This is a genomic window from Shewanella avicenniae (assembly GCF_017354945.1).
Lineage (GTDB): Bacteria > Pseudomonadota > Gammaproteobacteria > Enterobacterales > Shewanellaceae > Shewanella > Shewanella avicenniae.
Genome location: NZ_CP071503.1, coordinates 3,932,424 through 3,953,247 on the forward strand (window position 1 = coordinate 3,932,424; position 20,824 = coordinate 3,953,247).

Annotated in this window: 22 protein-coding genes; all 22 read right to left on the reverse strand. The window is 48.3% G+C overall.

What is annotated here, in order from left to right:
* Positions 1–7: 7 nt before the first annotated feature.
* The 22 genes from rplE to rplJ all read right to left on the reverse strand — a co-directional run bounded on the left by rplE (position 8) and on the right by rplJ (position 20,754).
* Entirely contained in the window at positions 8–547 is a 540-nt protein-coding gene (gene rplE, locus JYB87_RS17365; protein WP_207354687.1) for a 50S ribosomal protein L5, read from the reverse strand.
* 12 nt (positions 548–559) lie between these two features.
* On the reverse strand, positions 560–874 hold the full coding sequence (rplX, locus tag JYB87_RS17370) for a 50S ribosomal protein L24 (protein WP_207354688.1): 315 nt from the start codon (positions 872–874) through the stop codon (positions 560–562).
* Positions 875–885: 11 nt separating this feature from the next.
* A complete protein-coding gene (gene rplN, locus JYB87_RS17375; protein ID WP_011715463.1) occupies positions 886–1,254 on the reverse strand; it encodes a 50S ribosomal protein L14 in 369 nt (122 codons plus the stop codon).
* 178 nt (positions 1,255–1,432) lie between these two features.
* Positions 1,433–1,681 carry a 30S ribosomal protein S17 gene (gene rpsQ, locus JYB87_RS17380; RefSeq protein WP_207354689.1) on the reverse strand — a complete coding sequence of 83 codons (249 nt, stop codon included), beginning with the start codon at positions 1,679–1,681 and terminating at the stop codon, positions 1,433–1,435.
* On the reverse strand, positions 1,681–1,872 hold the full coding sequence (gene rpmC / locus JYB87_RS17385) for a 50S ribosomal protein L29 (protein WP_011758342.1): 192 nt from the start codon (positions 1,870–1,872) through the stop codon (positions 1,681–1,683). The genes rpsQ and rpmC overlap by 1 nt, the downstream gene beginning before the upstream one ends.
* Positions 1,872–2,282: a 50S ribosomal protein L16 gene (gene rplP / locus JYB87_RS17390; RefSeq protein WP_207354690.1), complete on the reverse strand. Its 411-nt coding sequence runs from the start codon at positions 2,280–2,282 to the stop codon at positions 1,872–1,874. The genes rpmC and rplP overlap by 1 nt, the downstream gene beginning before the upstream one ends.
* A gap of 11 nt (positions 2,283–2,293) precedes the next feature.
* Positions 2,294–2,986, reverse strand: coding sequence for a 30S ribosomal protein S3 (rpsC, locus tag JYB87_RS17395; protein ID WP_207354691.1), 693 nt, complete (start codon positions 2,984–2,986; stop codon positions 2,294–2,296).
* A gap of 9 nt (positions 2,987–2,995) precedes the next feature.
* Entirely contained in the window at positions 2,996–3,328 is a 333-nt protein-coding gene (rplV, locus tag JYB87_RS17400; RefSeq protein ID WP_037445303.1) for a 50S ribosomal protein L22, read from the reverse strand.
* 15 nt (positions 3,329–3,343) lie between these two features.
* Positions 3,344–3,622, reverse strand: coding sequence for a 30S ribosomal protein S19 (gene rpsS, locus JYB87_RS17405; protein WP_011758338.1), 279 nt, complete (start codon positions 3,620–3,622; stop codon positions 3,344–3,346).
* A gap of 14 nt (positions 3,623–3,636) precedes the next feature.
* Entirely contained in the window at positions 3,637–4,461 is an 825-nt protein-coding gene (rplB, locus tag JYB87_RS17410; RefSeq protein ID WP_207354692.1) for a 50S ribosomal protein L2, read from the reverse strand.
* A 16-nt stretch (positions 4,462–4,477) separates the two neighbouring features.
* Positions 4,478–4,780 carry a 50S ribosomal protein L23 gene (rplW, locus tag JYB87_RS17415; protein ID WP_207354693.1) on the reverse strand — a complete coding sequence of 101 codons (303 nt, stop codon included), beginning with the start codon at positions 4,778–4,780 and terminating at the stop codon, positions 4,478–4,480.
* Positions 4,777–5,382 (reverse strand): 50S ribosomal protein L4, encoded by a 606-nt coding sequence (gene rplD, locus JYB87_RS17420; protein ID WP_037445310.1) that lies wholly within the window; start codon positions 5,380–5,382, stop codon positions 4,777–4,779. The genes rplW and rplD overlap by 4 nt, the downstream gene beginning before the upstream one ends.
* 17 nt (positions 5,383–5,399) lie before the next feature.
* On the reverse strand, positions 5,400–6,038 hold the full coding sequence (rplC, locus tag JYB87_RS17425) for a 50S ribosomal protein L3 (RefSeq protein WP_207354694.1): 639 nt from the start codon (positions 6,036–6,038) through the stop codon (positions 5,400–5,402).
* Between the two features lie 26 nt (positions 6,039–6,064).
* Complete coding sequence (gene rpsJ, locus JYB87_RS17430) at positions 6,065–6,376, reverse strand: 30S ribosomal protein S10 (RefSeq protein WP_011494635.1); 312 nt, start codon at positions 6,374–6,376, stop codon at positions 6,065–6,067.
* Positions 6,377–6,711: 335 nt separating this feature from the next.
* Positions 6,712–7,896: an elongation factor Tu gene (gene tuf, locus JYB87_RS17435; RefSeq protein WP_207354695.1), complete on the reverse strand. Its 1,185-nt coding sequence runs from the start codon at positions 7,894–7,896 to the stop codon at positions 6,712–6,714.
* Between the two features lie 81 nt (positions 7,897–7,977).
* Complete coding sequence (gene fusA, locus JYB87_RS17440) at positions 7,978–10,074, reverse strand: elongation factor G (RefSeq protein ID WP_207354696.1); 2,097 nt, start codon at positions 10,072–10,074, stop codon at positions 7,978–7,980.
* A gap of 75 nt (positions 10,075–10,149) precedes the next feature.
* Positions 10,150–10,620: a 30S ribosomal protein S7 gene (gene rpsG / locus JYB87_RS17445; protein ID WP_037445891.1), complete on the reverse strand. Its 471-nt coding sequence runs from the start codon at positions 10,618–10,620 to the stop codon at positions 10,150–10,152.
* Between the two features lie 80 nt (positions 10,621–10,700).
* The gene (gene rpsL, locus JYB87_RS17450; RefSeq protein WP_207354697.1) at positions 10,701–11,075 is read right to left on the reverse strand and encodes a 30S ribosomal protein S12; all 375 of its coding nucleotides are present in this window, start codon (positions 11,073–11,075) and stop codon (positions 10,701–10,703) included.
* A 182-nt stretch (positions 11,076–11,257) separates the two neighbouring features.
* On the reverse strand, positions 11,258–15,469 hold the full coding sequence (gene rpoC / locus JYB87_RS17455; protein ID WP_207354698.1) for a DNA-directed RNA polymerase subunit beta': 4,212 nt from the start codon (positions 15,467–15,469) through the stop codon (positions 11,258–11,260).
* An 81-nt stretch (positions 15,470–15,550) separates the two neighbouring features.
* The gene (rpoB, locus tag JYB87_RS17460; protein WP_207354699.1) at positions 15,551–19,582 is read right to left on the reverse strand and encodes a DNA-directed RNA polymerase subunit beta; all 4,032 of its coding nucleotides are present in this window, start codon (positions 19,580–19,582) and stop codon (positions 15,551–15,553) included.
* A gap of 245 nt (positions 19,583–19,827) precedes the next feature.
* Entirely contained in the window at positions 19,828–20,199 is a 372-nt protein-coding gene (rplL, locus tag JYB87_RS17465) for a 50S ribosomal protein L7/L12 (RefSeq protein WP_207354700.1), read from the reverse strand.
* Positions 20,200–20,253: 54 nt separating this feature from the next.
* Positions 20,254–20,754 carry a 50S ribosomal protein L10 gene (gene rplJ / locus JYB87_RS17470; RefSeq protein ID WP_207354701.1) on the reverse strand — a complete coding sequence of 167 codons (501 nt, stop codon included), beginning with the start codon at positions 20,752–20,754 and terminating at the stop codon, positions 20,254–20,256.
* Positions 20,755–20,824: the final 70 nt, after the last annotated feature.

Consider the following 20,824-nt stretch of genomic DNA (forward strand, 5'->3'; position numbering starts at 1 on the left):
GCTACCCTTATTTCTTGAATGGGAAGTTAAAAGCGTCCAACAGAGCACGACCTTCTTCGTCAGTGTTCGCAGAGGTAGTGATAACAATATCCATACCGCGAATTTTATCGATTTTATCGTAATCGATTTCTGGGAAGATGATTTGCTCGCGTACGCCCATAGCGTAGTTGCCGCGACCATCAAAAGACTTAGCGCTTACACCGCGGAAATCGCGGATACGTGGGATAGCGATGTCAATCAAACGCTCTAAGAATTCCCACATACGTTCGCCACGCAGGGTCACTTTACAACCAATAGGGTAGCCATCACGGATTTTGAAGCCTGCAACTGATTTACGAGCAACAGTTACAACAGGCTTTTGGCCGGCGATTGCAGTCATGTCACGAACAGCGTGGTCCATAACTTTTTTGTCTGCAACGGCTTCGCCAACACCCATGTTCAGGGTGATTTTTTCAATCCGAGGGACTTGCATGACACTGGTATAACCGAACTTTTTAGTCAGTTCAGCGATCACAGTCTCTTTGTATTTATCATGCAGTTTCGCCATCGTTTACTCCGATTACTTAACGAGTTCACTGTTCGACTTGAAGAAACGAACTTTTTTGCCGTCTTCAACTCGGAAACCAACACGATCAGCCTTGCCAGAAGCAGGGTTGAAGATCGCAACATTTGATGCTTGGATTGGTGCTTCTTTGTCAACGATACCACCAGTGATACCCAACTGTGGGTTAGGCTTCTGATGTTTCTTAACAAGGTTTACACCTGCAACGATCAACTGGCCAGTTGATAAAACGTCGGTAACCTTACCGCGCTTACCTTTATCTTTACCAGTCAATACGATTACTTCGTCTTCACGACGGATTTTTGCTGCCATTTTGAAGCTCCTTACAGTACTTCTGGTGCCAGCGACACAATTTTCATGAATTGCTCAGAGCGCAGTTCACGTGTCACAGGTCCAAAGATACGAGTACCAATCGGCTGCAGGTTGTTGTTCAAAAGAACAGCTGCATTCCGATCGAAGCGAATGACAGAACCGTCTGGACGACGTACGCCTTTCTTAGTACGGACTACCACCGCGTTATACACATCACCTTTCTTCGCTTTAGCGCGAGGGATCGCTTCTTTAACAGAAACTTTGATGATGTCGCCGATACCGGCATAACGACGATGAGAGCCACCCAAGACCTTAATACACTGAACTCTGCGAGCGCCGCTGTTACATGCGACATCGAGAGTCGATTGCATTTGGATCATTTTAAGTGCTCCGCTATCGTTACTTCACATACCCCACCATGGGGTCTTTACGTCATCATTTTTGAGCCAAAACTGGTCAAAAATGGCGCGCAAGTATAACACCATTGATCGGGGCTGCATAGTGCTAAAAATATAAACGGCTCCATAAAGGAGCCGTTTATTACTTACCTAATCAAAATTAGGCTTTGCTCACTACTTCAACCAGGGTCCAAGACTTAGTCTTAGACAGAGGACGACATTGACTAATAGTCACGATATCGCCTTCATTGCACTGGTTAGTTTCGTCATGTGCATGGATCTTAGTAGTACGTTTTACGTACTTACCGTAGATTGGGTGCTTAACTTGACGCTCAACGGCAACAGTGATGGATTTGTCCATTTTGTTGCTGGTCACTTTACCCTGCAAAGTACGGATGCTCTCAGACATTATGCACCTGCCTTAGAAGTAATAATGGTCTTAACGCGCGCAATGTTACGACGCACTTGTTTCAGCTGGTGAGTTTGAGCCAGCTGACCAGTAGCGTGTTGCATGCGCAGGTTAAACTGCTCACGCAGCAGACCAAGTAATTCAGCGTTCAGTTCTTCAACGCTCTTTTCTCTTAGTTCGCTCGCTTTCATTACATCACCGTCTTAGTTACGAAGGTAGTTTTGATAGGCAGTTTAGCAGCAGCCAGTGCGAATGCATCGCGAGCCAACTGTTCTGGTACACCACCCATTTCGTAAAGTACCTTACCAGGTTGAATCTGGCATACCCAGTATTCAACGTTACCTTTACCTTTACCCATACGCACTTCAAGAGGCTTAGAGGTAATCGGCTTGTCAGGGAAAATTCGAATCCAAATTTGACCTTGACGCTTAACGTGACGAGTCATAGCACGACGTGCAGATTCAATCTGACGCGCTGTCAGACGACCGCGACCTACAGCCTTCAGGCCGAAAGTACCGAAGCTAACTTCTGTGCCATTCGCCAGACCGCGGTTGCGGCCTTTGAACATTTTGCGAAATTTAGTACGTTTTGGTTGCAGCATTACCGGCTCTCCTATTTACCACGAGGTTTGCGCTTAGGTTGCTGCTTCGGCTCTTCCACTGCTGCAGGTACGATACCGTCCAGAACTTCGCCTTTGAAGACCCAAACTTTCACACCGATCACACCGTAAGTGGTGTGACTTTCAGCAGTTGCGTAGTCGATATCAGCACGCAGAGTATGCAAAGGTACGCGACCTTCACGATACCACTCAGAACGCGCAATCTCGGCACCGCCCAGACGACCGCTAACTTCAACTTTGATACCCTTAGCGCCAAGACGCATAGCGTTTTGAACCGCACGCTTCATAGCGCGACGGAACATCACACGGCGTTCCAGCTGCTGGGCGATTGAGTCAGCTACAAGCTTAGAGTCCAGCTCTGGCTTGCGGATCTCAGCGATGTTGATCTGTGCAGGAGTACCAGCAATTTTGGCAACTTCGTTACGCAGAACTTCAACGTCTTCACCTTTCTTACCGATCACAACACCTGGACGGGCAGTGTGAATAGTAACGCGGATGCTTTTCGCAGGGCGTTCGATAACAATCTTGGATACTGATGCGGCCTTCAGTTTCTCTTCGAGATACTTACGCACTTCCCAGTCACTGTGCAGGTTCGCAGCGAACTCGCCTTTTTCAGCGTACCAGGTAGAGACCCAAGGCTTAGTGATACCCAGACGGATACCATTAGGATGTACTTTCTGTCCCATTGCTCTCTCCTAGCGATCTGACACAACCACAGTAATGTGGCTGGTGCGCTTCATGATACGATCAGCACGGCCTTTAGCGCGTGGCATGATGCGTTTCATTGTTGGACCTTCATCAACGAAAACTTTACCGACTTTCAATTCGTCGATATCAGCACCTTCGTTGTGCTCGGCGTTAGCAATGGCTGAATCCAATACTTTCTTAACCAGTACGGCCGCTTTTTTAGGGCTGAAAGTCAGAATCTCGAGAGCCTTATCAACAGGCAGTCCACGGATCTGATCAGCCACTAAGCGTGCCTTTTGAGGCGACGTACGGGCAAAGCGATGTTTAGCTAAAACTTCCATCTATAACCTCCCGTATTAACGCTTCTTCGCTTTCTTATCAGCAGCATGGCCGCGATAAGTGCGAGTTGGTGAGAATTCACCAAGTTTGTGGCCGATCATTTCGTCAGTTACGAACACTGGTACGTGCTGACGACCATTATGGACAGCGATGGTCAACCCAATCATTTGTGGGATGATCATAGAGCGGCGAGACCAAGTCTTGATAGGCTTTTTGTCACCGGCTTCCACCGCTTTCTCTACCTTCTTCAGCAAGTGTAGGTCAATGAATGGACCTTTCTTGAGAGAACGTGGCATGGCGAATCCTCTTATTACTTGTTACGACGACGTACAATGTACTTGTCAGTGCGCTTATTACTGCGAGTTTTGTAACCCTTAGTTGGAACGCCCCATGGAGTCACTGGGTGACGACCACCAGAAGTACGACCTTCACCACCACCGTGTGGGTGGTCTACTGGGTTCATTGCAACACCACGTACTGTTGGACGTACGCCCATCCAGCGCTTGGCACCAGCTTTACCCAGCTGACGCAGCATGTGTTCAGCGTTACCTACTTCACCCAGAGTTGCACGGCACTCTACAGGCACTTTACGCATTTCGCCTGAACGCAGACGCAGAGTTGCATAAGCACCATCACGAGCTACTACTTGTGCGTATGCACCAGCAGAACGTGCGATCTGAGCACCTTTACCAGGCTTCATTTCTACCGCGTGAACAACAGAACCTACTGGAATGTTGATCAGTGGCATTGCGTTGCCGGTTTTGATGTCAGCTTGTGGGCCAGAAACAACTTTGTCACCAGCTTGCATGCCTTTGGCAGCCAGAATGTAGCGACGTTCACCGTCTGCGTACAACACCAATGCGATGTTAGCAGTACGGTTAGGATCATATTCCAGACGTTCGATTTTGCCTGGGATACCATCTTTGTTACGTTTGAAGTCAATCAAACGATAGTGTTGTTTGTGACCACCACCGATATGACGGGTAGTGATACGACCGGTGTTGTTACGACCACCAGACTTTGTCTTTTTCGCCAGCAGGCCAGCAAATGGTTTGCCTTTATGCAGATCGCTGTTAACGATTTTAACAACGCCGCGACGACCTGGAGAGGTTGGCTTACACTTTACAATTGCCATTTAAATTCTCCTTTGCTTACTCAGCGTTGCCGATAAAATCGATTTCAGCGCCTTCAGCTAGGGTTACGTAAGCTTTTTTCCAATCGCTACGACGGCCTTGACGGGCACCGTGACGTTTAGTTTTGCCTTTAGTAACCAAAGTGCGAACACCTTCGACTTTAGTTTCGAACAGTTTTTCAACAGCAGCTTTGATTTCAGCTTTAGTAGAATCAACAGCTACGCGGAAAACTACAGTGTTGTTTTTCTCAGCAACTACAGTGCTCTTTTCAGAGATGTGTGGTGCCAGAATCACTTTCAAAATACGTTCTTCGCGGATCATGCCAGCATCTCCTCGATTTGCTTCACAGCATCAGCAGTGACAAGCACTTTGTCGAACGCGATCAAGCTAACTGGGTCGATACCTGCAACATCACGTACGTCAACCTTGTACAGGTTGCGTGCTGCCAAGAACAGGTTCTCATCAACTTCTGGAGTCACAATCAGAACATCGTCCAGTTGCATTTCTTTCAGTTTAGCTTTCAGCTCTTTAGTTTTTGGAGCTTCAACACCGAACTGCTCAACAACGATCAAGCGTTCTTGACGTACCAATTCAGACAGAATGCTCTTCAGAGCACCGCGGTACATCTTCTTGTTAACTTTTTGGCCGTGATCTTGTGGCTTAGCAGCGAAAGATACACCACCTTTACGCCAGATCGGGCTTTTTACGTCACCAGAACGCGCGCGGCCGGTGCCTTTTTGACGCCATGGCTTCTTAGCAGTGCCATGAACTTCAGCGCGAGTTTTCTGAGCACGAGTGCCCTGACGCGCGTTTGCAGCGAATGCTACAACTACCTGATGAACCAGTGCTTCGTTAAAGTCACGGCCGAAGGTAGTTTCGGAAACTTCAAGAGCGCTTTGCGCGTCTTTCAATACCAATTCCATTACTATCTCCTCAGACCTTATGCTTTAACCGCAGGCTTGATGATCAGGTCGCCGTTGTTAGCACCAGGCACAGCGCCTTTTACCAGCAACAGGTTACGTTCAGCATCTACACGTACAACGTCCAGATTCTGGGTGGTAACGCGTTCTGCGCCCATGTGACCTGACATTTTCTTGCCTTTGAATACGCGACCTGGCGTCTGGTTCTGACCGATAGAACCGTTAGCACGGTGCGACAGTGAGTTACCGTGAGTCATGTCTTGAGTACGGAAGTTCCAGCGCTTAACGCCGCCTTGGAAGCCCTTACCTTTTGATTGACCAGTAACGTCAACTTTTGCAACGTCAGCGAAGATTTCAACTTTCAGTTCAGCACCAACTTCAATGCCTTCGCCTTCACCATCTGCCAAACGCAATTCCCACAAACCACGACCGGCTTCAACGCCTGCCTTAGCAAAGTGGCCAGCTTCTGGCTTAGTGACACGATTGGCTTTTTTGGCACCAGTAGTAACTTGGAGTGCACGGTAACCGTCGTTTTCCAGAGTTTTCACCTGAGTTACGCGGTTGGCTTCCACTTCAATTACTGTAACAGGGATAGACGCGCCATCTTCAGTGAAGATGCGGGTCATACCCACTTTACGACCAATAAGACCGATAGCCATCTCTCAAACCTCTCTAAGGATCTCAATTAACCCAAGCTAATCTGTACATCAACACCAGCTGCCAGATCCAAACGCATCAGAGCGTCTACGGTCTTTTCAGTTGGCTCTACGATGTCAACCAGACGCTTGTGAGTACGGATTTCGTATTGGTCACGAGCATCTTTATTAACGTGCGGAGAGATCAAAACGGTGAAACGCTCTTTGCGCGTTGGTAGTGGAATAGGACCACGTACCTGGGCACCAGTACGTTTAGCAGTTTCAACGATTTCCGCAGTAGACTGATCGATCAAACGATGATCAAAGCCTTTCAAGCGGATACGGATTCTTTGGTTCTGCATTGACCAGAGCTCCTAAAATGGACACATAAAAAACCACCCTCTAGTCATTTCCTTTTCTGGAAAGACAGAGCGAAGTGATTTACCGTTTGACTCCCAATCGGAGTCATTGTTGTTAATCTTACAGATTTGATTACCCGTAAGACCACGCCTAGCTATCTAAGCGGAGGGCTATTATACCCATCCAGCATTCAATTACAAGCCTATTGGCGTTTTTGTCAGCGTTTTGCTGAAAAGTGGCGGCATTATAATGAATCTGCGGTTAAATACTAGCCCCGACGGGTTTTCGGGCAATAAAAAAGGAAGCCGAAGCTTCCTTTTTCGATTCACTTAATAAATTAAGCGATGATTTTTGCTACCACGCCGGCGCCTACTGTACGGCCACCTTCACGGATTGCAAAACGCAGACCTTCGTCCATCGCGATTGGGCAGATCAGAGTCACTACCATCTTGATGTTGTCGCCTGGCATTACCATCTCTACGCCTTCTGGCAGTTCGATAGTACCGGTCACGTCAGTTGTACGGAAGTAGAACTGTGGACGGTAGCCTTTGAAGAATGGTGTATGACGACCACCTTCTTCTTTTGACAGTACGTATACTTCTGATTCGAACTTGGTGTGTGGAGTGATGGTGCCTGGCTTAGCCAGTACTTGACCACGTTCTACTTCGTCACGCTTAGTACCACGTAACAGAACACCTACGTTCTCACCTGCACGACCTTCGTCAAGCAGTTTGCGGAACATTTCAACACCAGTACAGGTTGTCTTAGTAGTGTCATGGATACCCACGATTTCTACTTCGTTACCTACGTTGATGATACCGCGTTCAACACGGCCTGTTACTACTGTACCACGACCAGAGATTGAGAATACGTCTTCGATTGGCAGCAGGAATGGCTTCTCGATATCACGTACTGGCTCAGGAATGTATGAATCCAGTGCTTCAGCCAATTCAATGATTTTCGCTTCCCACTGAGCTTCGCCTTCCAGCGCTTTCAGTGCTGAACCTTGGATAACCGGTAAGTCATCACCTGGGAAGTCGTATTCAGACAGCAGTTCACGAACTTCCATCTCTACCAGTTCCAACAGCTCTTCATCGTCTACCATGTCACATTTGTTCATGAATACGATGATGAATGGTACACCTACCTGACGTGACAACAGGATGTGCTCACGTGTTTGTGGCATTGGACCGTCGGTCGCTGCTACTACCAATACCGCGCCGTCCATCTGTGCAGCACCAGTGATCATGTTTTTAACATAGTCAGCGTGGCCTGGGCAGTCTACGTGGGCGTAGTGGCGTGTTGGAGTATCGTATTCGATGTGAGAGGTATTGATGGTAATACCGCGCTCACGCTCTTCTGGAGCGTTATCGATTTGTGCGAAGCCTTTTGCTTCACCACCGTAGGTCTTCGCCAGTACAGTTGAGATAGCAGCAGTCAGAGTGGTTTTACCATGGTCCACGTGACCGATGGTGCCCACGTTAACGTGGGGTTTTGAACGTTCAAATTTAGCTTTAGACACGATAAATTCCTTTAAATTAGGCGTCCGGCAGAGGCAGGACACTAACAATCAAATATAGGCAAAAATTCAGTGCTCGTGCAATTAGGTACGAGATTCAATTACTGCCTTGGCAACGTTTTGCGGCGCTTCAGAGTACTTCAAAAACTCCATTGAGTATGAAGCACGGCCCTGAGTCGCTGAACGCAAGTCAGTTGCATAACCAAACATTTCAGCCAAAGGTACGACGGCATGAACCAGCTTAATGCCTGCAACGCCATCATCCATGCCTTCAATAAGACCACGACGTCGGTTCAAGTCACCCACGACGTCTCCCATGTAATCTTCGGGAGTGGTTACCTCGACTTTCATGCACGGTTCGAGCAACACAGGGCTAGCTTCAAGCGCACCCTTTCTGAAGCCCATAGAACCTGCAACCTTGAACGCCATTTCGTTCGAGTCCACATCATGATATGAACCATCAAACAGCGTGACTTTCACATCCTGCAGAGGGAAGCCAGCGAGTACGCCGTTCTTCATCTGCTCTTGGATGCCTTTATCAACAGCAGGGATATATTCCTTAGGAACCACACCACCTACGATTGCATTGACAAACTCATAGCCAGCGCCATCTTCGAGAGGCTCTAGCTTCAACCAGACATGACCGAACTGACCACGACCACCAGACTGACGCACAAATTTGCCTTCAGCTTCAACCGTGCCACGAATAGTTTCGCGGTAAGCAACTTGTGGTTTACCCACGTTGCACTCAACGCTGAATTCGCGACGCATACGGTCGATGATGATATCGAGGTGTAATTCACCCATCCCTGAAATCAGAGTCTGCCCCGACTCTTCATCGGTTTCAACCCGGAATGATGGATCTTCCATTGCCAATTTTTGCAATGCAATGCCCATTTTTTCCTGATCGGCTTTCGAACGAGGCTCCACTGCGATAGTAATTACCGGATCAGGGAAGTCCATCCGTTCAAGGATAACTTTATGGTCAGGATCACAAATGGTATCACCGGTAGTGACGTCTTTCAGACCGATAGCGGCTGCGATGTCACCTGCGCGGACTTCTTTGATCTCCTGTCGGTCGTTAGCGTGCATCTGCACAATACGTCCGATACGCTCGCGTTTTTCTTTTACGCTGTTGTAAACGGCAGAGCCGGATTCCAACACACCTGAATAAACACGAATAAAGGTCAAAGAACCTACGAATGGGTCAGTCGCGATTTTAAATGCCAATGCCGCAAATGGGGCACTGTCATCCGCATGACGTTCCACTTCGTTTTCACGTTCGTCGATACCTTTAATTGCGGGTACATCCACTGGTGCAGGCAAAAACTCAATTACGGCATCCAGTACGGCCTGAACACCTTTATTTTTAAAGGCGCTACCGCATGTTGCGACGACAATTTCGTTGTTGAGCGTGCGAGCACGCAAACCTGCTTTGATCTCTTCTTCAGAAAGCTCGCCTTCCTCAAGATACTTATCCATCAGCTCTTCAGAAGCTTCTGCAGCACATTCAACCATGTACTCGCGCATCTCGGTTGCTTTCGCTAACAGTTCATCAGGAATAGGATCATGAGTAAAAGTCATCCCCTGGTCTGCTTCATTCCAGTTGATTGCTTTCATTTTGATGAGATCAATGACGCCCTTGAAGTTTTCTTCAGCGCCAATGTTCAGCTGAATGGGTACGCAAGTAGCACCAAGGCGTTTACGAATTTGATTAACGACGCGGTCAAAATCTGCCCCTGCGCGGTCCATCTTGTTCACAAATACCATACGTGGAACGTGATATTTATCAGCCTGACGCCATACGGTTTCAGACTGAGGTTCCACACCTGAAGCACCACAGAACACTACCACTGCGCCATCAAGCACACGGAGTGAACGTTCTACTTCAATGGTGAAATCAACGTGACCTGGGGTATCAATAATATTGATGCGGTGCTGTTCAAACTGAGCATCCATACCACGCCAGAACGTTGTTACCGCGGCGGAAGTAATAGTGATACCGCGCTCTTGCTCTTGTACCATCCAGTCAGTGGTAGCCGCACCGTCATGTACCTCACCAATTTTGTGAGACAAGCCAGTGTAGAACAGAACACGTTCAGTTGTGGTTGTTTTGCCAGCATCAACGTGAGCACAAATACCGATATTGCGATAACGCTCAATGGGAGTTGTACGAGCCACGATTATACCCTCTTAACCGGAAAACAAACTCCGGTACAAACAGAGAAAGCGCGGGCAGTAAGCCCGCGCAGAATATTACCAACGGTAATGGGCAAACGCCTTGTTGGCTTCTGCCATACGATGCACGTCTTCGCGCTTCTTAACGGCAGTACCTTTGTTTTCAGCGGCATCCAGCATTTCACCGGCCAGACGCAATGCCATAGATTTTTCACCACGCTTACGTGCAGCTTCAACCAACCAACGCATCGCCAGAGCGTTACGACGCACTGGACGAACTTCACATGGTACCTGGTAAGTAGAACCACCCACACGGCGAGATTTAACTTCGACTGATGGGCGAACGTTGTCCAGGGCTGCTTCCAAAAGAACCAGATGATCTTCGCCTTTTTTCTCAGCGATAACATCTAGCGCTTTGTAGATAATTTTTTCGGCAGTTGATTTCTTGCCGTCTTGCATAATGACGTTGATGAACTTAGCCAGCAACTCACTGTGGAACTTTGGATCAGGCAGAATTTTGCGCTGACCGACTACACGACGTCTTGGCATTTTGAGTCTCCGTAACTTCAGGTTTTTCCAAAACCGAAATATAAATTTAAAAAAGCTTGGCCTTACTTAACGGGAACCCATTAAGACTTAGGACGCTTAGCACCGTATTTAGAACGTGCTTGGCGACGAGCAGCAATACCTGCACAGTCGAGCGCGCCACGAATGGTGTGATAACGCACACCTGGCAAGTCTTTAACACGACCGCCACGGATAAGGATCACACTGTGCTCTTGCAGGTTGTGGCCTTCACCGCCGATGTATGAAGTAACTTCAAAACCGTTGGTCAAACGCACACGCGCTACTTTACGCAGAGCAGAGTTTGGTTTTTTAGGTGTAGTGGTGTACACACGGGTACAAACACCACGTTTTTGTGGGCACGCATTCAACGCAGGCACGTTAGTCTTGTCGACTTTAGGTGCGCGAGGCTTACGTACCAACTGGTTTACAGTTGCCATGTATATAGCTCCGTTTGTGTTGAGAAACTCAACGTATGGTGTGAAAAATCTATATCCCACAGAAGTAGGACGCGGAATTTTAGAAAGCTCGGCCCTAACTGTCAAGAAATAGCCAATATTCCTGCCGTCAAAGTGTAAAAAAAGGCGCCCAGAGGCGCCTTTTTCATTAACGGGATGTCCGTTTATTCGTTGCCGCCAGCCAGATTCAGCAGATCTGCCAAATTCTGTTCAGCTTCACTTGCGGTAATGCCGGGTGCTGCTTGAGTTACATCAGCTTTAACAGCTTGACGTTTCTTATGGTAAGCATAACCAGTACCCGCTGGGATCAGACGACCCACGATTACGTTCTCTTTCAGACCACGCAGGTTGTCTGACTTACCACCTACAGCAGCTTCGGTCAGTACGCGTGTGGTTTCTTGGAACGATGCAGCAGAGATAAATGACTCTGTTGCCAACGAGGCCTTAGTGATACCCAACAGTTCGCGTTCGAATTTCGCCGGTAACTTACCTTGCGCTTCCAGTTCGCGGTTAGCGATCTTCACGCGAGAGACTTCTACCTGTTCGCCTTCCAAGAACTCTGAGTCACCTGCTGCAGTGATGATGCACTTACGCAGCATTTGGCGAATGATCACCTCAATGTGCTTATCGTTGATCTTCACACCCTGCAGACGGTAAACGTCTTGCACTTCGTTGACGATGTAGTTGGCCACTTTGGTAATACCACGCAGGCGCAGAATGTCATGAGCTGACTCTGGACCGTCGGCGATAACTTCACCACGTTCAACTTTTTCACCTTCGAACACGTTCAGGTTACGCCACTTCGGAATCATCTCTTCGTATGCTTCGCCACCATCAGCAGGCGTGATCACCAGACGACGCTTACCTTTGGTTTCTTTACCGAATGAGATAGTACCGCTGATTTCTGCCAGAATCGCAGGCTCTTTAGGCTTACGGGCTTCAAACAGGTCAGCAACGCGTGGCAGACCACCGGTGATGTCGCGTGTTTTTGACGATTCTTGCGGAATACGTGCAATCGCGTCACCCACGTTGATCTTGGTGTTGTCTTCCAAGTTAACGATTGAGTTACCTGGCAGGAAGTACTGCGCAGGAACATCGGTACCCGGGATAAACAGATCCGCACCATGGTCATCAACCAGACGAATTGCTGGACGCAATTCTTTACCCGCTGATGGACGTTGTGCCACATCCATTACCACGATTGAAGACAGACCGGTCAGTTCGTCGGTTTGACGCTGAATGGTCACACCATCCAACATATCTACGAACTTCACATAACCTGCTACTTCGGTCACGATTGGGTGCGTGTGTGGATCCCAGTTTGCGATGATTTCGCCAGCAGCGATTGCATCGCCATCTTGTTTTTCCAAGATGGTACCGTAAGGTACTTTATAACGTTCTTTCTCACGACCCAGCTCATCGCTGATTGCCAGTTCAGAAGAACGCGATACGATAACCAGTTTGCCATCAACGTTGGTAACGAACTTAGCGTTATGCAGCTTCAAAGTACCGGCGTTCTTAACTTGAACGTTGTTCTCTGCAGATGCTCTCGATGCCGCACCACCGATGTGGAACGTACGCATCGTCAACTGTGTACCTGGTTCACCGATTGACTGTGCTGCAACCACACCGATTGCTTCACCTTGGTTAATCAGGTGACCACGAGCCAAGTCACGACCATAACAGCATGCACACACACCGAAGTCAGTATCACAAGAGATAACTGAACGTACTCTCACTTCGTCGACACTGGCTTCTTCCAGTTTCTTACACCATGCTTCGTCAAGCAGGGTGTTGCGCGGTGCCAATACTTCTTCAGTACCTGGATAGTAGACGTCTTCAGCAACTACACGACCCAGTACACGTTCACGCAATGGTTCAACTACGTCACCACCTTCGATCAGCGGCTTCATCACCAGACCTTCGTGAGTACCACAATCGTCTTCGATGACCACTAAGTCTTGCGCTACGTCTACCAGACGACGTGTCAGGTAACCAGAGTTTGCTGTTTTCAGTGCGGTATCCGCCAGACCTTTACGCGCACCGTGGGTTGAGATGAAGTACTGGAGTACGTTCAAACCTTCACGGAAGTTCGCAACGATTGGGGTTTCGATGATCGAACCGTCTGGTTTCGCCATCAGACCACGCATACCCGCCAACTGACGGATCTGAGCCGCACTACCACGCGCACCTGAGTCAGCCATCATATAGATGCTGTTAAACGATGTTTGTTCTTCCTCTTCACCGTTACGGTTAATTACCGTTTCAGTAGAGAGGTTCTTCATCATCGCTTTCGATACTTTTTCGTTACAGCTTGCCCAGATGTCGATCACTTTGTTGTAGCGTTCGCCGGCGGTCACCAGACCTGATTGGAACTGTTCTTGGATTTCCAATACTTCCGCTTCAGCTTCAGCAACCAGTTTGTATTTCTCTTCTGGGATCTCCATGTCGTTGATACCAACAGAAGAACCAGAAATGGTTGCATAGTAGTAACCGGTGTACATCAGTTGGTCAGCAAAGATAACGGTATCTTTCAGACCCAGCTCGCGGTAACACAAGTTCAGCAGACGAGAAATCTGCTTTTTGCCCATGTTTTGGTTAACCACTTCAAATGGCAAACCAGCAGGCAGAATGGTAGACAACAACGCACGACCTACTGTGGTATCCACAATGCGGCGCACTTGTTGTTTCTGACCATTTTCATCAATCTTGGTTTCGGTGATACGCACTTTAACGCGCGCATGCAGTTCAGCAGCACCTGTTGCATAGGCTTTTTCAGCCTCAGCAACCGAGGCAAATGCCATACCTTCACCTTTACCGTTCACACGTTCGCGGCTCATGTAGTACAAGCCCAAGACCACGTCTTGAGAAGGTACGATGATAGGCTCACCGTTCGCTGGCGACAGGATGTTGTTAGTAGACATCATCAGCGCACGCGCTTCTAACTGTGCTTCCAGTGTCAACGGTACGTGTACCGCCATTTGGTCACCGTCGAAGTCGGCGTTATAGGCCGCACACACCAATGGGTGCAGCTGAATTGCCTTACCTTCAATCAGCACTGGCTCGAACGCTTGGATACCCAAACGGTGCAGTGTTGGTGCACGGTTGAGCATTACTGGATGTTCACGAATCACTTCGTCCAGTACGTCCCAAACTTCTGCCACTTCACGCTCAACCATCTTCTTCGCAGCTTTGATGGTGGTAGCAAGACCACGTGCTTCCAGCTTGCCGTAGATGAATGGTTTGAACAGTTCCAGAGCCATCTTCTTAGGCAGACCACACTGGTGCAGACGCAGGTATGGACCTACGGTAATTACCGAACGGCCTGAGTAGTCAACACGCTTACCGAGCAAGTTCTGACGGAAACGACCTTGCTTACCTTTGATCATATCGGCCAAAGATTTCAGAGGACGCTTGTTAGAACCGGTGATAGCACGACCACGACGACCGTTATCGAGCAGCGCGTCTACAGATTCCTGCAGCATACGCTTTTCGTTGCGAACGATGATATCTGGCGCAGCCAGATCCAACAGACGCTTCAGACGGTTGTTACGGTTGATCACACGACGGTACAAATCGTTCAGATCTGAAGTAGCGAAACGACCACCATCCAACGGCACCAATGGGCGCAGATCAGGTGGCAATACTGGCAATACTTTCAGAATCATCCACTCTGGCTTGTTACCAGAAGTGTAGAAAGCTTCGATCAGCTTCAGACGCTTGGTCACTTTCTTGCGACGTGTTTCTGAGTTGATAGATGGCAGCTCTTCGCGCATCTCTTGGATTTCTTTTTCCAAGTCGATTGCACGCAGCAGTTCAAGTACTGCTTCAGCACCCATCTTCGCTTCGAATTCGTCACCGTACTCTTCAAGAGCATCCAGGTAGTTTTCTTCGGTCAGCATTTGACCGCGTTCCAAGCTTGTCATGCCTGGCTCGATAACTACGTATGATTCGAAATACAGTACGCGTTCGATATCACGCAGGGTCATATCGAGGATCAAACCGATACGGCTTGGCAGTGACTTCAAGAACCAGATGTGCGCTACTGGGCTCGCCAGTTCGATGTGGCCCATACGCTCACGACGAACTTTAGTCTGGGTAACTTCTACGCCACATTTTTCACAGATCACACCGCGGTGTTTCAGGCGCTTGTACTTACCGCACAAACATTCGTAGTCTTTTACTGGACCAAAGATGCGCGCACAGAACAGACCTTCACGCTCAGGCTTGAAGGTACGGTAGTTGATGGTTTCAGGCTTCTTGACTTCACCATATGACCAAGAACGGATCAGATCAGGCGATGCGAGGCCGATCTTGATACCTTCAAATTCTTCGGTCTTACTTTGCTGTTTCAGAAACTTTAATAAGTCTTTCACGTTTCTCTCCTGAAGGAGTTAAACCGGGTGCCTGGGCGAACCAAGGCACCGTACTTTGCCAAATGCAGCAGTGGCTGCGCCTTACTCTTGGTCCAGCTCGATGTTGATACCGAGTGAACGGATTTCCTTCAGCAATACGTTGAAGGATTCAGGCATACCAGGTTGCATCTGGTGGTTGCCATCAACGATGTTCTTGTACATTTGAGTACGACCGTTGACGTCGTCCGACTTAACTGTGAGCATTTCTTGCAGAGTATATGCAGCACCGTATGCTTCCAGTGCCCACACTTCCATCTCCCCGAAACGCTGACCACCGAACTGTGCTTTACCACCAAGCGGCTGCTGAGTAACCAAGCTGTAAGAACCAGTAGAACGCGCGTGCATCTTGTCGTCTACCAAGTGGTTCAGTTTCAGCATGTACATGTAACCCACTGTCACTTTACGTTCGAATGCGTTACCAGTACGGCCGTCATACAGGGTTCTCTGGCCAGAAGTTGGCAAACCTGCCAGTTCCAGCATGGCTTTGATTTCGCTCTCTTCAGCACCATCGAATGCTGGGGTTGCAGTAGGCAGACCCAGTTTCAGATGTTCAGCCAGACGAACAACTTCTTCATCGCTGAAGGAGTCGATGTCAACTTTCTGCTGAATACCTTCACCCAGTGCGTACACTTTCTTGATGTAATCGCGCAGCTCAGCAATGCCACGTTGCTCTTCAAGCAGAGTAGCGATGCAATCACCGATACCTTTAGCAGCAGCACCTAGGTGAACTTCCAATACCTGACCGATGTTCATACGTGAAGGTACACCGAGTGGGTTCAGTACGATATCCACTGGGTTGCCGTTTTCATCGTATGGCATGTCTTCGATTGGACAAATCTTAGAGATAACACCCTTGTTACCGTGACGACCTGCCATCTTGTCACCAGGTTGGATAGTACGTTTAACCGCGAGGTAAACCTTCACGATCTTCAGTACGCCTGGAGCCAAGTCATCACCTTGGGTGATCTTGCGACGTTTGATGTCGAATTTTTTGTCGAAGTCTGCTTTCAGCTCTTCGTGCTGTTCAGCCAGCTGTTCCAGCTCAGTTTGCTTAGTTTCGTCATCGATTACTTGTACCAAGTAGTCTTTACGTGGCATTTCGGCCAACTTAGCTTCACTGAAACCAGCATTCAGCAGCAGGTTACGTGCACGGTCAAACACACCTTCTTCAAGGATCTTGAACTCTTCAGTCAAGTCCTTACGTGCTTGAGCGATATGCATCTCTTCGATTTCAACTGCACGCTTGTCTTTCTCAACGCCATCACGGGTAAATACCTGAACGTCGATAACAGTACCTTTCACAGAGTTAGGTACGCGCAGTGAGCTGTCTTTTACGTCAGACGCTTTTTCACCGAAAATTGCACGCAGCAGTTTTTCTTCTGGAGTCAGCTGAGTTTCACCTTTTGGTGTTACTTTACCTACCAGAATGTCGCCGCCTTTCACTTCAGCACCGATATACACGATGCCTGATTCGTCCAGCTTCGACAGTGCAGATTCACCCACGTTTGGAATATCTGCAGTGATCTCTTCGCTACCCAACTTGGTGTCACGTGCGATACATGACAACTCTTGAATGTGGATGGTGGTAAAACGGTCTTCTTGCGCAACGCGCTCAGAGATCAAAATCGAGTCTTCGAAGTTGTAACCGTTCCAAGGCATGAACGCGATACGCATGTTCTGACCCAGCGCCAAATCACCTAAGTCGGTAGATGGGCCATCAGCCAATACGTCGCCACGCACTACTGGTTCACCTGGTTGGCAGCATGGACGCTGGTTAATACAGGTGTTTTGGTTAGAACGGGTGTACTTGGTCAAGTTGTAGATGTCGATACCTGCTTCACCTGGTTGCAGTTCTTCTTCATTTACTTTAACCACGATACGGCTTGCATCAACGTAATCAACAACACCACCACGTTTTGCAGCCACTACCACGCCTGAGTCAACCGCCAGCGTACGTTCAATACCAGTACCTACCAATGGTTTTTCAGCACGCAGTACAGGTACCGCTTGACGTTGCATGTTCGCACCCATCAATGCACGGTTCGCGTCGTCGTGTTCCAAGAACGGAATCAGTGACGCAGCAACAGAGATAACCTGTTGTGGCGAAACGTCCATATATTGCACGTCAGACACGCGCATAAAGGTAGATTCACCTTTATGACGGCTTGCTACTTGCTCGTCGATGATGCGGCCATTTTCGTCTAAGTCGATGTTCGCCTGAGCGATAACATAACGACCTTCTTCGATGGCAGACAGGTAGTCAACTTCATCAGTTACCACGCCATCAACCACTTTACGGTATGGAGTTTCCAAGAAACCGTAAGCGTTAGTACGTGCGAAGGTAGACAGTGAGTTGATCAAACCAATGTTTGGACCTTCAGGGGTTTCAATTGGACACAAACGACCGTAGTGTGTTGGGTGTACGTCGCGGACTTCGAAGCCTGCGCGTTCACGAGTCAAACCACCTGGGCCCAGTGCAGAAATACGACGCTTGTGCGTTACTTCTGACAACGGGTTGTTTTGGTCCATAAACTGAGACAGCTGTGAAGAACCGAAGAATTCTTTTACTGCCGCAGAGATAGGCTTAGCGTTAATCAGGTCTTGTGGCATCAGTTCGTTCAGGTCGCCCAAAGACAGACGTTCACGTACTGCACGCTCAACACGTACCAGACCTACGCGGAATTGGTTTTCAGCCATTTCGCCTACAGAGCGAATACGACGGTTACCCAAGTGGTCGATATCGTCAACTTCATCAAAACCGTTACGGATTTCGATGATTTTCTTCATTACGGCAACGATATCTTCTTTGGTCAGTACGCCAGTACCTTCGTTCTCGTCAATGTCGAGACGACGGTTGAACTTCATGCGGCCCACTTTAGACAGGTCATAACGCTCTTCAGTGAAGAACAGGTTATGGAACAGCGCTTCGGCTGCGTCTTTGGTTGGTGGCTCGCCTGGGCGCATCATGCGATAGATTTCAACCAACGCTTCCATACGGTTGGTGGTTGAGTCGATACGCAATGTGTCAGCGATGTAAGCACCGTGATCCAACTCGTTGATATACAGCGTGCTGATTTCTTTGATGCCAGCCAATGACAAGTTCGCCAGATCTTCAAGGCTGATTTCGTTGTTAGCGGTCACTAACACTTCGCCAGTATCTGGGTCAATATAGTCTTGTGCAGCGGTTTTACCGACGATGTAATCTACTGGCACTTCCAGTTCAGTCGTGTTGGATTTTTCCAACTGACGGATATGGCGAGCAGTGATACGACGGCCTTTTTCAACCAACAGGTTGCCTTCGCTGTCTTTGATGTCGTAACTGGCGGTTTCACCACGCAGACGCTCTGGCACCAGTTTCATCTGCAGCGAATCTTTCTTGATGCTGAACTCTACGCGATCGAAGAAGATATCCAGGATCTCTTGAGTTGAGTATTCAAGCGCACGCAGAATGATAGTAGCAGGCAGCTTACGACGACGGTCGATACGCACAAACAGCGCATCTTTAGGATCGAATTCGAAATCCAACCATGAACCACGGTAAGGAATAATACGTGCGTTATACAGTACTTTACCTGATGAGTGGGTTTTACCACGGTCGTGGTCGAAGAATACACCTGGAGAACGGTGCAACTGAGATACGATCACACGCTCAGTACCGTTGATAACGAAAGTACCGTTTTCAGTCATCAATGGGATATCACCCATGTAAACTTCTTGCTCTTTGATGTCTTTAACGGTGCCTGCGGCAGCTTCGCGATCAAACAATACCAGACGCAGTTTTACACGCAGCGGAGCTGAATATGTCACGCCACGGATTTGGCATTCTTTAACGTCAAATACAGGCTCGCCGAGCTTGTAGCTAACATATTGAAGTTCAGAATTACCAGAGAAGCTCTTAATTGGGAAAACGCTGCGGAACGCGGCTTCCAAGCCTCGCTCACCGGATGGATCTTGATCGGTGAACTTTTTGAAAGAATCCAACTGGATTGCCAGCAGGTAAGGGATGTCCAATACTTGTGGACGCTTACCAAAGTCTTTGCGAATACGCTTTTTTTCGGAATAGGAGTAAACCATGGGTTTCCTCTGCTTGCGAGATGTGACCAAGACTGAACTAGACTCGTTAAAGTAATTCAGCACGTTTGCCCATCACCGGTTTTAGCAACAACCTAACCAATAATCACTGCTAGGAACTGCCCAATTTACGTATGATTTCACGGTGAAAAAATCATCGGCGCCTACAGCGCAAAAAAGGCCGACGGCTAAAAAACCGTCAGCCTTCACCCAGTTTTGCAACTGGGTGGAGCAAGTTAATATATAACTTACTTGATCTCTACAGAAGCACCAGCTTCTTCGAGTTCTTTCTTCAGCGCTTCAGCTTCTTCTTTAGAAACGCCTTCTTTAACTGCTACTGGAGCTGATTCAGCCATTGCTTTAGCTTCTTTCAGGCCCAGACCAGTTGCGCCGCGAACTGCTTTAATTACAGCTACTTTGTTTTCGCCGTGTGAAGTCATAACTACGTCGAATTCGGTTTTCTCTTCAACAGCAGCAGCTGCATCAGCAGCACCGCCAGCAACTACTGCAGCAGCAGCAGAAACACCGAACTTCTCTTCCATAGCTTCGATCAGTTCAACAACTTCCATTACAGACATAGCTGCAAAGGCTTCAAGGATTTGGTCTTTAGTGATAGACATTAGAAATATTTCCTATTGTTCTGAATTCAATTCTGTTAAGCAGCGAGCTTATAATTAAGCTGCTTCTTGTTTTTGATCGCGCAGCGCGGCCAGTGTACGAACGAACTTGCCAGCTGATGCTTCTTTCATAGTCATCATCAACTGTGCCAGTGCTTCTTCGTAAGTCGGCAGTTTTGCCAAACGATCAATGTCAGCTGCAGGGATGAAATTCCCTTCAAAAGCTGCACCTTTAACTTCGAATAAAGCTTGCTCTTTTGCGAAGTCTTTTAACAGACGCGCTGCAGCACCTGGGTGCTCGTTAGAGAAAGCAATCAAAGTTGGGCCAGTGAACACGTCTACTAGGCACTCAAAAGCAGTACCTTCAACAGCGCGGCGAGCCAGAGTGTTACGTACAACTTTAACGAACACACCGTTAGCACGAGCTGCTTTACGCAGATTGGTCATGGCGCCTACAGTTACGCCGCGGGAATCCGCAACTACTGCAGACAGTGCACCTTTGGCAGCTTCGTTGACTTCAGCAACAATCGCTTTTTTGTCTTCGAGTCTTAATGCCATTAGGCTTACTCCTGGATTCTACCTGGGGTTACCCCCAGCGGTTACCATACTGAAAAACAATCAATGTTTA